Below are 12,842 nucleotides of genomic sequence, written 5' to 3' on the forward strand. Positions count from 1 at the left end.
AAGTCCGACGTTTGTCGGGTCGCATGGCCGGGAAGCAAGCACCGTGACGGACATCTCGGACACCATGGCCAGCCTGGCCGGCCCGGCCGATCCCGACCCGACCGCGGCCGATTTGGACCAGACGCTCTACGAGGTCAAGCGCGTGATCGTCGGGCAGGACCGGCTCGTCGAACGCCTGCTCACCGCCCTGATCGCCGATGGCCACTGCCTGCTGGAGGGTGTGCCCGGGGTAGCCAAGACCCTGGCCGCGCAGACCCTCGCGACGGTGGTCGGCGGCACCTTCTCCCGGGTCCAGTTCACGCCCGACCTCGTCCCCTCGGACATCGTCGGTACCCGCATCTACCGGGCGTCGAAGGAGAACTTCGACGTCGAACTCGGCCCGATCATGGCGAACCTGGTGCTCGCGGACGAGATCAACCGGGCCCCCGCCAAGGTGCAGTCGGCGCTGCTGGAGGCCATGGCCGAGCGCCAGGTCTCCATCGGCGGGCGCAGCTACCCGGTGCCGGAGCCGTTCCTCGTGCTGGCCACCCAGAATCCGATCGAGTCGGAGGGGGTCTACCAGCTGCCCGAGGCACAGCGGGACCGCTTCCTCATGAAGATCGTCGTCGACTATCCCGACGGCGCCGACGAACTGGCCATCCTCTACCGGATGAGCGCCGAACGCCCGAGGGCACACCGGGTGCTCGACCCGGATCGGTTGCGCGACCTCCAGGTCCGCGCCACCCAGGTCTTCGTCCACCACGCCATCGCCGAGTACGTGGTCCGGCTGATCCTCGCCACCCGCGACCCGGGCCGGTTCGGGCTGCCGGAAATCGCCCCGCTGCTCGCCTACGGTGCCAGTCCGCGCGCCACCCTCGGGCTGGTCGCCGCCGCCCGGGCCCAGGCGCTGCTGCGCGGCCGGGAGTACGTGCTGCCCGACGATGTCCGGGAGCTGGCCGTGGACGTGCTGGCCCACCGTCTGGTGCTCTCCTTTGACGCGGTGGCCGACGGGGTGACCGCCGAGTCGGTGGTGCACCGGCTGGTCGAACGGGTGCCGCCGCCCCGGGTGGCGGCCGGGCAGCCGGAGTACGCGACCGATCTGGCGACCGCGTGATGGGACGCCGCCCCACACCGGCGGCGGAGCCGGGGCTGACCGACCTCACCCCGGATCAGCGACTGCGTCGGCTGGAACTCACCGTCACCCGGCGGCTCGACGGACTGCTGCACGGCGAGCGGCGCGGCCTGCTGCCGGGGCCGGGCAGCGAACCGGCGGGCAGTCGGGAGTACCGGCCGGGCGAGGACGAGGTACGCCGGATGGACTGGTCGGTGACGGCCCGCACCACCGTGCCGCACGTGCGGGAGGTGGACGCCGACCGGGAGTTGACCACCTGGCTGCTTGTCGACGCCAGCGCCAGCATGGAGTACGGCACCGCCGAGCTGGACAAGCGGGAACTGGCGGTGGCGGCGGTCGCCACCATCGGCTTCCTCACCGCCGGCCCGGGCAACCGCCTCGGCGCGCAGGTGCTCACCCCGTACGGGCTGCACCGGGTGCCGCCCCGGAGTGGGCGTACGCATCTGATCGGGTTGCTGCGCGGGTTGCTCGCCGCGCCCCGGGTGGCTGACCGCGAGCGGGACCTCGCGTCGGTGTCCGGTCCGGCCGAGACGGCCGGACCGGCCGAACTGGCCGAGGCGCTGGCCGCGGTGCGCCGGGTCGCCCACCGCCGCGGCCTGGTGGTGGTGGTCTCGGACTTCCTCGACGGACTGCCCGACGACCCGGTCGCGCCGGCCGCCTGGGAACGGCCGCTGCGCCGGCTGACCGTGCGGCACCAGGTGCTCGCCGTGGAGATCACCGACCCGCGTGAGCTGGAACTGCCGGACGTCGGGCTGATCACCCTCGCCGACCCGGAGACCGGCGAGCACCGGGAGGTCTGGACCGGGGACCGCCGGCTCCGCGAGCGGTACGCGGCAGCCGCCGCCGCCCAGCGCGAGCAGGTCCGGCACGCGTTGCGTCGGGCCGGCGCGACCCATCTCGCGCTGCGCACCGACCGGGATTGGGCGGCCGACATCGTGCGGCACGTGCACGCCCAGCGTCGACTGGCCCTGGCTCCGGCCGGTGCCGCACCGGGAGGGGGCGCATGAACTGGCAGTCGCCCGACCGGCTCTGGCTGCTGCTCGGCGTGGCCGCGCTGGCCTCGGTCTATGTCGTGGCGCAGCGGCGCCGCAGCCGCTACGCCGTCCGGTTCACCAACCTGCGACTGCTCGACCGGGTGGCACCCCGGCGGCCGACCTGGCGTCGGCACCTACCGGCCGGCCTCTTTCTGGCCATGCTGGCGCTGCTGGTGGTCGGCTTTGCCCGGCCCACCGCCGAGGTCCGGGTACCCCGGGAGCGGGCCACCGTGATGGTGGCCGTGGACGTCTCCACCTCGATGCTCGCCACCGACGTCGAACCGGACCGGCTGAGCGCGGCCAAGAGCGCCGCCCGGCGGTTCGTCGACGGGCTGCCCCGGGAGTTCAACGTCGGGCTGGTGGCCTTCGCCGGCAGCGCGGCGGTGCTGGTGCCGCCGGGCACCGACCGGGAGGCACTGGACGAGGGAATCGGACGCCTCGCCGAGGGGGTGACCGGCGTCCAGGGCACCGCGATCGGCGAGGCGATCAGCACCTCGTTGGGCGCGGTCAAGGCGTTGGACGACCAGGCCGCCACCCAGCCGCCGCCGGCCCGGATCATCCTGCTCTCCGACGGGGCGAACACCTCGGGCATGGACCCCATGGAGGCCGCCGCCGAGGCGGTCGCCGCCGAGGTGCCGGTGCACACCATCTCCTTCGGTACGCCCGGCGGCTTCGTCGACCGGGGCGGCCGGCCGATCCAGGTACCGGTCGACGGGGAGACCTTGCAGGCGGTCGCCGAGGAGACCGGAGGCGGCTTCCACCAGGCCGGTACGAGCGACGAGCTGCGCGCGGTCTACGACGACATCGGCAGCTCGGTGGGTTGGCGAAAGGTGCGGCAGGACGTCTCGGCCCGGTTCATCGGGCTCGGGCTGGTGTTCGCGATGGGCGCGGCGTTCGGCTCGATCAGGTGGTTCTCCCGCCTGCCCTGACCTGATGCCGGCGCAGCGCCGCCGGCTGGCGGCCGGCAGACCGCCGAGCGCACACGGGAGGAGCGTACGTATGGCAGTGCAGACCGGACTGGGCGAGCCGCGGGGACCCTGGTTCGTCTCGCCGGACCTCGACCCGGACGGGCGGGGACGGCCGGACGGTGCCGCCGGGACGGGCGAGCTGGCGGCATGGGGCTGGCGACGGCGGCTGTTGGCGGGGCTGGCGGTGGTGGCGCTCTCCACCGGTTCGGGGGCGGTGGCCGGTGGCTGGGTGGCCAGCCGGGACGGTGTGCCGGGGCCGGCCGCCGCCTCGGCCGCGCCGGTGCCGGCCGAGTTGGTCACCGCCGCCGAGAAGACCGTGCCCGGCGTGGTGTCGGTGCTGGTGGGCGGGGCCCGGGGGGCGTCGGCGAGCGGTTCCGGTTTCGCGGTGGACGCCGAGCAGCACATCATCACAAACGACCATATTCTGGCCAAGGGGCGTGGCGGCCCGGTGACCGTGGAGCTGCCGGACGGCCGGCGGTTCGACGCGGAGGTGGTCGGCCGTGAGCCGGGCAGCGATCTCGCCGTGCTCAAGGTGCCCGCCTCGGCGGGCCTGGCGCCGCTGCCGCTGGCCAAGCCGGGAGCCACCCGGGTCGGCGAGCCGGTGCTGGCCGTCGGGTCGCCGCTGGGACTGTCCGGGACGGTCACCGCCGGCATCGTCAGCGCGCTGGACCGTCAGGTGCGCCTCGGCGACAACCGGCACCGCGCCGTGCAGACCGACGCGTCGATCAATCCGGGCAACTCCGGCGGTCCGTTGGTAAACGCGCGGGGCGAGGTGGTCGGCGTGAACACCGCGATAGCCACAATCGACGGCAACGGCTCGATCGGCATCGGTTTCGCCATCCCGATCGAGCAGGTGCAGCAGACCGCCGACACGATCATCGGAAAGGGCGGCTGATGTACGCAGAGTAGCTGTCCGATTACGGGGAGATCGGGGCAAGTGTCGGATTTTTGCGAGGGGTGATCGGCCCATGGAAATATTACGCTGAGTATGGATACTGGCGTGGGTGGAGCGTCCTCTCATTGCGGTCCTCCTGCTGGTGGGCCTCATCATCGGAAGCGGCGTCGGGTCGTCGTACGCCCGCGCTCGGCGGGGCTGGACCGACTACCAGGCCGCGAAAAAGACAGTGCCCGGCGCGCGTCGCGCCGCGTGGCTGCTGATCAAGGTGGTCACCACGAAGGTCGGCGTGATCGCCCTGCTGCTGCTCGGGGCGGTCGCCTACGCCGCCGCCGGTGGCGAGGAGGAGCGGCCCGCCCCCTCGGCGCCCAGCCCCAGCACCGCTGAGGATGATCGGCCGGCACGCTAACCTCAGGGCGTGGACGACGGACTGCGGGTGACCGACCGGTGGGTCGTCCCTGCCGCCGAGTTACGGGAACGCTTCTCCCGGTCGTCCGGCCCGGGCGGGCAGGGAGTCAACACCGCCGACTCCCGGGTCGAGTTGAGCTTCGACCTGGCCGGTTCGGCGAGCCTGCCGGAGTCGCTGCGGGCCCGGGCGCTGGAGCGGCTCTCCGGCCGGCTGGTCAACGGGGTGCTTACCATCGCCGCGAGCGAGCACCGGGCGCAGTTGGCCAACCGGGAGGCGGCCCGGGAGCGACTGGTCGCGCTGCTGCGGGAGGCGGTCGCCCCACCACCGCCGCCACGTCGCCCGACCCGCCCGTCCCGAGGGGCCAAGGAGCGCCGGCTGGCCGACAAGAAGCGCCGGTCCCAGCGCAAGCGCGACCGACGGGTGGACGGCGAGTAACGGTCGGCCCCTCTTCGCCTGGGTGACCTCGGCCGGCGGGCCGGGCCGGGGCGGTGCCTGCCGGCGTACGTCGCGAGCGGCTCACCCCACCGTCGGCGACGGCTCCGCTGCCGCGAGCAACGCCGCGCAGATCCCGATCAACCTGGTGCGTAGCCGGCCGGCCCGGTGCGCGAACTCGCGTTGCCGAGCCACGTACTCGGCCTTGCCCTCCGGCGTCTCGATGGCCACCGCCGGTTGCCCGTACGCGGACAGGTCGTACGGCGACGCCTGCATGTCGAGCAGCCGGATGTCCCGGGCCAACTCGAAGCAGTCGAGCGCCAGGTCACCCGGGACTGCGGGGCCGAGCTTGCCGGCCCACTTGTGGCAGTCCATCGCGGCGTGCAGGCAGCCCGGCTGGTCGAGGTCGACCTGGCTGGCCCGGGTCGGTTGCAGGCGGTTCAGGCCGACCGCCTCGGGGGTGAAGAACCGGAACGCGTCGAAGTGCGTACACCGGATCTGGTGCGCCTCGACCACCGCGTCGGTGCCGGGCTGCCCCAGTCGCAGCGGGAGCGGATGCCGGTGCTCACGTTGGCGGTACACCATCGCCCACTCGTGCAGGCCGAAACAGCCGGTGAAGGCGGGGCGCGACGCGATCGAGGACAGCAGCCGGTGGATGAAGCGCACCGAGTCGGCCCGGTCGGCGAGGAAGGCCGCCGCGTCGAGGCTGACCACGCCGTCGGCGTCCGTGGCGTACCACCGCCACTGCCGGTGCGGTGCGGGACCGTCCGGGCCCGGGGCCAGGGCGACCCCCACGCCGGGGTGCCAGCGGCGCAGCACGGACGGCCGCGTGCCGTAATAGTCGTAGAGGAAGTCGTCGATGGCGTGCCGTTCCCGGGTGGCCCTACGGGCACGGTGGGCCGCGGTGAGCGCGTCGGCGCGCTCCTCGTGCGCGGCCAGCACGGGAAGCCAGCTCGTCGCCGGGATCACCTTCGGCGCACCCACGCTCGGCGCCGCGCCGCCTGCCTGCCCCCGCACGGCCCAAGGGTACGACCACCGCCCGCCCGCCGGTCACCGGCAGGTCCGCCGGCCCGCCGGTCACCGGCAGGTCCGCCGGCCCGCCGGTCACCGGCAGGTCCGCCCGCCCGCCGGTCACCGGCAGATGCCTCAGCGGCCCGAGCCGGTCGCGGCGGCTGGCTCAGGGCATGTCCACTCGCACACCTGCGGAGAAGACCCCACTGCGCAGTTCCAGCCGCTCGGGGGCCGCCCGCCCGTCGACCGTGAAGACCAGCGGCAGCACCATCCGGCTGCCCGCCGCCATCGGCTCGGCGAAGACGTCCCGGCCCTGGTTCGCCCGTCGGGTGGCCGGTTCGTCGGTGGTGACCCAGTTGCCGTTCGGCAGGTACGCCCGTTGCAGCTTGCCGTGCCAACTCTGGTGCTCCGGTGTGACGTTGCGGACGCCGACGGTGGCCTGGCACTGGCGTAGCTGCTGGCCGGGCTCGCAGATCATCCGGTAGACGGTGAACTCGAACGCGTCCTCGCGCAGCGGGACGCCGAGCCTGCCGCTGACTCCGGTGCCCTTCCACGCGCCGTTTGTGGGTTGGCTGTCGGTGTCGATCGCGGTGACCCGCCGGGTGGCGGTCCAGGCGGCGATGCCGATCGTGGCTATCAGCACCGTCGCGGCCACCGGCACGATCAGCCAGATCGGCGGGGTACGCCGGCTAGCCGGCGGGCGGGGCGTGGCCGGACGCGGATAGACCCTCCCCGGCCCGTCCGAGGCGAGTGCGGCGGCGACCGGCCGCCGATTGCGCCGCCAGGTGACGAACCCCACGATGGCCAGCATCAGCGCCGCCACCGCGCCGATCAGCAGCGCGGGCACCTGGCCCCGCCAACCCGACGGCTGCTGCGACTCGTTGGTCGCGGCCTGCGGGCTCGTCCAGGTGGCGCTCGCGCAGTCGTACGGCTGCCTGCCGTCCCCGGCGAACGCGCAGGCCGGAGCGGTGAGCGGTTGCTGCGCCGCAGCGGTGCGCAGCGTGGTGCCCAGCGTGGTGGTGCTCCGCGGCGGCAACCTCAACTGCCAGGTCACCGCGGTCGCGGTGGCCCCGCCCGGGCGTACCTCCCGGCCGCCGTCGCTGATCGAGGTGGCCGAGACGCCCCGGGGCAGTTCCTGGCGCACGGTGGTGCTCACCGGCGCGTTTCCGGCGTTGCGGACCTCGATGCGGTACCCGGGCTCGGTGCTGTTCTTCGGCGCCACCGCCACGCTGACCTTGGGGGCGGGAGCCGGTGAGGCGAGTCGTGTCGGGGTGGGCACGGCCGGCGGCGCTGCGGGCAGGGCGGGATCCGGCGTCAGCAGGCTGGGATCGGGCTCCGGCGCGGTGGGATCCGGCTCCGCCGTCGCGGCCACCTGTGGCCGTCCGACCATCGGGGCGTCCGGGGCGGTGGCCGCCGGCAGCACCGGTAGGGCGGTGAGGAAGCCGACGCAGTGCACGATCGCCGCGAGGGCCCTGTGGTGTCGTGTCGATGCAGGCATACGAACGAACCTCCGCAGCCGACGCTAGGCGCGGGGTCACGTCGGGTGGGTACGAAGCGGAGAATCCGGCCCCGGCGGTGGGCGTACCCGGTAAGGTGCCGCACCCGGTCCGCCAGGTCGGACTAGATTGGCCTCGTGCGTATCGCTCGTTTCGCCCATGCCAAGGGAATGTCGTTCGGGGTCGTCGAGGGGGAGCCGGAGGCGGGTCCGCAGGGGCTCACCATCGCGGAGATCTCGGGCCACCCGTTCGGTCAGATCACGTTCAGCGGGGTCCGTTGGGCGCTCTCCGACGTCCGGTTGCTCTCGCCGATCCTGCCCAGCAAGGTGGTCTGCGTCGGCCGCAACTACGCCGAGCACGCCGCCGAGCACGGTGCCGAGGTGCCGACCGAACCGCTGCTCTTCCTCAAGCCCTCCACCTCGGTCATCGGCCCCCGGGACGCGATCCGGCTGCCCGAGTTCAGCAAGCAGGTCGAGCACGAGGCCGAGTTGGCGGTGGTGATCGGCGCGCCGGGCGCCCGCCGGGCCGACCGGGCGGCGGCGGAGCGGGCCATCTTCGGCTACACCTGCGCCAACGACGTCACCGCTCGGGACCTCCAGCGCTCCGACAACCAGTGGACCCGGGCCAAGGGATTCGACTCGTTCTGTCCGATCGGGCCGTGGATCACCACCGGGCTTGACGTCCGCGATCTGGAGATCCGCTGCGAGGTGGGGCGTGACCCGGAGGAGATGGAGGTGCGCCAGCTCGGCCGGACCCGGGACATGGTCTTCGACGCTCCGGCCCTGGTGTCGTACGTCTCACACGTGATGACGCTGTTGCCCGGCGATGTCGTGCTGACCGGTACGCCAGCGGGGGTTAGCCCGCTCACCGCGGGGGATACGGTCACCGTCCGGATCGAGGGGATCGGTGACCTGACCAACCCGGTCGTGTCTGCGACCTGATCCCTGTTTTCGCAGCTCAAGGGCGGTTTGGGGAAGTCGATTTGGCCTGTCGGTGCCGGGAGGGTAGAGTTTGATCCCGGCGCCGCAAGGGGCCAATGGGGTATGGGGTAATTGGCAGCCCGACTGATTCTGGTTCAGTTAGTCTAGGTTCGAGTCCTGGTACCCCAGCGCAGCCGAGATTCGCAAGAATCGAGGTCGCTGGATTCTGGTGGAGTTCAGCGTCGATGTTCCCGCCCGGGGAGATCGACCAGGAGGTCTGGTAGAGTTCGGCGGCACCACCTACCCGGTGGTGTCGCGTTTGTGTTCTGGCCCCGTCGTCTAGCGGCCCAGGACGCCGCCCTCTCAAGGCGGTAGCGCCGGTTCGAATCCGGTCGGGGCTACAGATTTCGGCTCGTTCTGCTTCGGCGGAACGAGCCGTTTGTCGTCCAGCCAATCCGCCGAGCCGGAGGCCGATCCTGGTTTCGCGCAACGCCGCCACCGACCCCCTCTGCGGCACCCCGGCGACTGCGCCGCTAGACTACTGCCGCACCGCCCGCGAGGGCTGGTGAACAGGAAAGTCTCTGGCCCCGTCGTCTAGCGGCCCAGGACGCCGCCCTCTCAAGGCGGTAGCGCCGGTTCGAATCCGGTCGGGGCTACCACACCGAAGCCCGTCTCCGCCGAGACGGGCTTCTCCCATCCCACACCCACCCTTGGCTGGGTTGACCAAGAAGTTTGCGTCCGGATCTGGCCCGCCGGGAGACGGAACTTCTCGATCAACCCGGGACGGCGGCGTGCCGGGGGTGGGGTGGGCGGGGGTCAGAGGCCGGAGAGGCGTTGGCCGGCTCTGACCACGGCCATGGCGTGGCGTTCGCCGGGGCGGCGGCCGAGGCGCTCGATCGGGCCGGAGATGCTGATCGCGGCGATCACCCGGCCGGTGCGGTCGCGGATCGGGGCGGAGACACTCGCCACACCGGCCTCGCGTTCGGCGACGCTCTGTGCCCAGCCCCGGCGGCGTACCTCGGCCAGGGTGCGGCCGGTGAACTTCGACCGGGGGAGCAGCGGCATCACCGCCTCGGGCGGTTCCCAGGCGAGCAGGATCTGGGCCGCCGATCCGGCGGTCATCGGCAGCACCGAGCCCACCGGAACGGTGTCGCGCAGCCCACTTGCGCGTTCGGCGGCGGCCACGCAGATCCGTTCGTCCGCTCGGCGCAGGTAGAGCTGGGCGCTTTCGCCGGTAGCGTCCCGTAGCGCGGCCAGCAGCGGCTCAGCCGCCGTCAGCAGCACGTCCGGCGCCGCGTTGGCCAGCTCACCCAGGCGAGGACCGGGACGCCAACGGCCCTGGGTATCCCGGACCAGCATCCGATGGATCTCCAGCGCCTGCGCCAGCCGGTGCGCCGTGGCCCGGGGCAGCTTGGTGCGTTCAACGAGTTCGGCCAGGCTGGCGCCGTCGACACAGGCGGCCAGGATGACCACCGCCTTGTCGAGAACGCCGACACCGCTCATACTGTGTCCCACAAGCCGAAATTTACCTCCCAGAATTTAGGATGTCCAGATGGTGGGAGTCACTCCTGAGAAGAGGACCCTGGCCGAGAAGGTCTGGGACGCACACGTCGTCCGGTCCGCCGATGGTGAGCCGGATCTGCTCTTCATCGACCTGCACCTGCTGCACGAGGTGACCAGCCCGCAGGCGTTCGACGGGCTGCGACTGGCCGGCCGCCGGGTGCGCCGCACCGACCTCACGCTCGCGACCGAGGACCACAACACCCCGACCGGGTACGCCGATCCCTCGTTCCAGCAGCGCCGCGGCGACCTGCTCACCATCGCCGACCCCACCTCGCGTACGCAGATCGAGACGCTGCGCCGCAACTGCGCCGAGTTCGGCGTGAAGCTGCACCCGCTGGGCGACGAGAACCAGGGGATCGTGCACGTCATCGGCCCGCAGCTCGGGCTCACCCAGCCCGGCATGACGATCGTCTGCGGCGACTCGCACACCGCCACCCACGGCGCGTTCGGGGCGCTGGCCTTCGGCATCGGCACCAGTGAGGTGGAGCACGTGCTGGCCACCCAGACGCTGCCGCAGGCCCGCCCGAAGACGATGGCGGTCACCGTCAACGGTCAGCTCGGCCCCGGCGTCACCGCGAAGGACCTGGTGCTCGCGCTGATCGCCAAGGTCGGCACCGGCGGCGGGCGCGGACACATCGTGGAGTACCGCGGCGAGGCGATCCGGGCGCTGTCCATGGAAGGCCGGATGACCATCGCCAACATGTCCATCGAGTGGGGCGCCAAGGCCGGCATGATCGCACCGGACGAGACCACCTTCGCGTACCTGAAGGGGCGGCCGAACGCCCCGACCGGCGCGGACTGGGACGCGGCGGTCGCGTACTGGCGGACTCTGCCCACCGACGAGGGGGCGACGTTCGACGCCGAGGTGACCCTCGACGCCGCCGAGATCGCGCCATTCGTCACCTGGGGCACCAACCCCGGTCAGGGCGCGCCGCTCGGCGCGGCGGTGCCGGACCCGGAGACCTTCGACACCGAGCCGGAACGGGCTGCCGCCCGGCGTGCGCTGGAGTACATGGACCTGCGGCCGGGCACGCCGCTGCGGGACCTCTCGGTGGACGTGGTCTTCGTCGGCTCCTGCACCAACGGCCGGCTGGAGGACCTGCGTGCCGCCGCCGACGTGCTGCGCGGCCACCAGGTCGCCGACGGCGTACGCATGCTTGTGGTGCCCGGTTCCGCCGCGGTCCGCGAGGCCGCCGAGGCCGAGGGGCTGGACAAGGTTTTCACCGACGCCGGTGCCGAGTGGCGGTTCGCCGGCTGCTCCATGTGTCTGGGCATGAACCCGGACACGCTCTCCCCCGGGCAGCGCTCCGCCTCGACCTCCAACCGCAACTTCGAGGGCCGCCAGGGCCGGGGTGGGCGGACCCATCTGGTGAGTCCGCCGGTCGCCGCCGCCACCGCTGTGGTCGGCCGGCTGGCCGCCCCCGCCGACCTGTAGAAGGGCTAGCGAGAAGATGGACAAGTTCACCGTGCACACCGGCACCGCCGTGCCGCTGCGTCGGTCCGACGTGGACACCGACCAGATCATCCCGGCCGTGTACCTCAAGCGGGTGACCCGAACCGGCTTCGCCGACGGGCTGTTCAGCGCGTGGCGCGAGGACCCCGGATTCGTGCTCAACGATGAATCGTATTCCGGCGCCTCGATTCTGGTGGCCGGTCCGGAGTTCGGCACCGGCTCGTCCCGCGAGCACGCCGTCTGGGCGCTGCGCGACTACGGGTTCCGGGTCGTGATCTCACCTCGCTTTGGTGACATCTTCCGGGGCAACGCCCTCAAGGAAGGTCTCCTGCCGGTCGAGCTGGAATTGAAATCCGTCGAGCAGATCTGGGGTCTGGTCGAGTCCGATCCGACCACCCCGATCACCGTTGACCTGACCGCCCGGCAGGTGCGTGCCGGCGAATCCGTTTGGTCGTTCCCGCTCGACGACTTCAGCCGTTGGCGGCTGATGGAGGGCTTGGACGACATTGGACTCACCCTCCGGCACGCCGATCGGATCACCTCCTTCGAGGCCACTCGACCGGCCTTCCTGCCCCGGGTCGCCTAGCCGTTCGCCCAACCGCACAGCCGATTTCGCCCCCACCGGTGCCACCCGGTGGGGGCGAATCCGTTACGACACAAGGGCTTTTTTCCACAGAATGTTTGTGTCCTGGCAGCACAGGGCATACGGTGCGCGCAGAATGGCTCGCGTCGAGTCAGTTGCACAATCAGGAGGAAGTAGTGAACAAGGCCGAGCTCATCGAGGCGCTCGCCGTTCGCCTGGGGGACCGGAAGACGGCGACGGCAGCGCTCGACGCGGTCCTCGCTGAGGTCCAGGCGGCGGTCACCAAGGGCGAGAAGGTGGCGATCACCGGTTTCGGAGCGTTCGAGAAGCGCGTACGCGGGGCGCGAACAGCGCGCAACCCGCGCACCGGCGAGGCGGTGAAGGTCAAGAAGACCTCCGTGCCGACCTTCCGTCCGGGCGCCGGGTTCAAGGAGATGGTGGCCAGCGGCAAGGTGCCGAAGGCCACGGCGGCGGCGAAGAAGGCCGCTGCGGCCACCGCCAAGACCACCGGTGCCAAGGCGACCGGTGCCAAGGCGACCGGTGCGAAGGCGACCGGTGCGAAGGCGACCGGTGCGAAGGCGACCGGTGCGAAGGCGACCGGCGCCAAGGCGACCGCCGCGAAGAAGACGACCACGGCGAAGACCGCGGCAGCCAAGAAGACGACCGCGGCCAAGAAGACCACCGCCACCAAGACCACCAAGGCCACCACGGCCAAGAAGACCGCCACGAAGAAGGCCGCACCGGCGAAGAAGACCGCCGCGGCGACCAAGGCCACCGCGGCCAAGAAGACCGCGACGGCGAAGAAGGCCCCGGCGAAGAAAGCCCCGGCCAGAAAGGCAGCGACCCGGCGCTGAGCCGGCCGTACGACGAGGGCGCCCGCCAGATCGGTGGGCGCCCTCAGCATGTTCGCGGTACGCGGATCCGGCCTCCGGCGGAGCCGACCGTTGACCGGTGCGGGATCGGACGC

13 protein-coding genes and 3 tRNA genes are annotated in these 12,842 nt (G+C 72.1%); 13 read left to right on the forward strand and 3 right to left on the reverse strand.

Annotation, left to right across the window (positions count from 1 at the left end):
• Positions 1-43 precede the first annotated feature (43 nt).
• The 6 genes from QQG74_RS07045 (at position 44) to arfB (ending at position 4,852) form a co-directional block, all read left to right on the forward strand.
• Positions 44-1,093: a MoxR family ATPase gene (locus tag QQG74_RS07045; protein ID WP_341719488.1), complete on the forward strand. Its 1,050-nt coding sequence runs from the start codon at positions 44-46 to the stop codon at positions 1,091-1,093.
• Complete coding sequence (locus QQG74_RS07050; RefSeq protein WP_341719489.1) at positions 1,093-2,118, forward strand: DUF58 domain-containing protein; 1,026 nt, start codon at positions 1,093-1,095, stop codon at positions 2,116-2,118. The genes QQG74_RS07045 and QQG74_RS07050 overlap by 1 nt, the downstream gene beginning before the upstream one ends.
• Positions 2,115-3,074: a VWA domain-containing protein gene (locus QQG74_RS07055; protein ID WP_341719490.1), complete on the forward strand. Its 960-nt coding sequence runs from the start codon at positions 2,115-2,117 to the stop codon at positions 3,072-3,074. The genes QQG74_RS07050 and QQG74_RS07055 overlap by 4 nt, the downstream gene beginning before the upstream one ends.
• Before the next feature lie 70 nt (positions 3,075-3,144).
• Positions 3,145-4,008 carry a trypsin-like peptidase domain-containing protein gene (locus tag QQG74_RS07060; protein WP_341719491.1) on the forward strand — a complete coding sequence of 288 codons (864 nt, stop codon included), beginning with the start codon at positions 3,145-3,147 and terminating at the stop codon, positions 4,006-4,008.
• Between the two features lie 109 nt (positions 4,009-4,117).
• A complete protein-coding gene (locus QQG74_RS07065; RefSeq protein ID WP_341719492.1) occupies positions 4,118-4,417 on the forward strand; it encodes a hypothetical protein in 300 nt (99 codons plus the stop codon).
• Between the two features lie 9 nt (positions 4,418-4,426).
• Positions 4,427-4,852, forward strand: coding sequence for an alternative ribosome rescue aminoacyl-tRNA hydrolase ArfB (arfB, locus tag QQG74_RS07070; protein ID WP_341719493.1), 426 nt, complete (start codon positions 4,427-4,429; stop codon positions 4,850-4,852).
• An 81-nt stretch (positions 4,853-4,933) separates the two neighbouring features.
• On the opposite strand, the gene QQG74_RS07075 is transcribed toward arfB, so the two are convergent.
• Positions 4,934-5,866, reverse strand: a complete 933-nt coding sequence (locus QQG74_RS07075) for a 3-methyladenine DNA glycosylase (RefSeq protein ID WP_341719494.1) — start codon at positions 5,864-5,866, stop codon at positions 4,934-4,936.
• A 160-nt stretch (positions 5,867-6,026) separates the two neighbouring features.
• A complete protein-coding gene (locus tag QQG74_RS07080; protein WP_341719495.1) occupies positions 6,027-7,358 on the reverse strand; it encodes a hypothetical protein in 1,332 nt (443 codons plus the stop codon).
• A gap of 135 nt (positions 7,359-7,493) precedes the next feature.
• Between QQG74_RS07080 and QQG74_RS07085 the strand changes: the two genes are divergently transcribed.
• The 4 genes from QQG74_RS07085 to QQG74_RS07100 all read left to right on the forward strand — a co-directional run bounded on the left by QQG74_RS07085 (position 7,494) and on the right by QQG74_RS07100 (position 8,935).
• On the forward strand, positions 7,494-8,297 hold the full coding sequence (locus tag QQG74_RS07085; RefSeq protein ID WP_341719496.1) for a fumarylacetoacetate hydrolase family protein: 804 nt from the start codon (positions 7,494-7,496) through the stop codon (positions 8,295-8,297).
• Between the two features lie 96 nt (positions 8,298-8,393).
• Positions 8,394-8,465 (forward strand) — tRNA-Gln (locus tag QQG74_RS07090).
• 139 nt (positions 8,466-8,604) lie between these two features.
• Positions 8,605-8,677 (forward strand) — tRNA-Glu (locus QQG74_RS07095).
• Positions 8,678-8,859: 182 nt separating this feature from the next.
• A tRNA-Glu gene (locus QQG74_RS07100) sits at positions 8,860-8,935 on the forward strand.
• A 157-nt stretch (positions 8,936-9,092) separates the two neighbouring features.
• Here QQG74_RS07100 and QQG74_RS07105 read toward each other — a convergent pair.
• On the reverse strand, positions 9,093-9,779 hold the full coding sequence (locus QQG74_RS07105; RefSeq protein WP_013284529.1) for an IclR family transcriptional regulator: 687 nt from the start codon (positions 9,777-9,779) through the stop codon (positions 9,093-9,095).
• 49 nt (positions 9,780-9,828) lie between these two features.
• Between QQG74_RS07105 and leuC the strand changes: the two genes are divergently transcribed.
• The 3 genes from leuC to QQG74_RS07120 all read left to right on the forward strand — a co-directional run bounded on the left by leuC (position 9,829) and on the right by QQG74_RS07120 (position 12,729).
• Positions 9,829-11,274, forward strand: coding sequence for a 3-isopropylmalate dehydratase large subunit (gene leuC, locus QQG74_RS07110; protein WP_341719497.1), 1,446 nt, complete (start codon positions 9,829-9,831; stop codon positions 11,272-11,274).
• A 16-nt stretch (positions 11,275-11,290) separates the two neighbouring features.
• On the forward strand, positions 11,291-11,878 hold the full coding sequence (gene leuD / locus QQG74_RS07115) for a 3-isopropylmalate dehydratase small subunit (RefSeq protein ID WP_341719498.1): 588 nt from the start codon (positions 11,291-11,293) through the stop codon (positions 11,876-11,878).
• A 173-nt stretch (positions 11,879-12,051) separates the two neighbouring features.
• Complete coding sequence (locus QQG74_RS07120; protein WP_341721158.1) at positions 12,052-12,729, forward strand: HU family DNA-binding protein; 678 nt, start codon at positions 12,052-12,054, stop codon at positions 12,727-12,729.
• The last annotated feature ends 113 nt before the right edge of the window (positions 12,730-12,842 follow it).

The sequence above is a fragment of the Micromonospora sp. FIMYZ51 genome (assembly GCF_038246755.1).
Taxonomy (GTDB): Bacteria; Actinomycetota; Actinomycetes; order Mycobacteriales; family Micromonosporaceae; genus Micromonospora.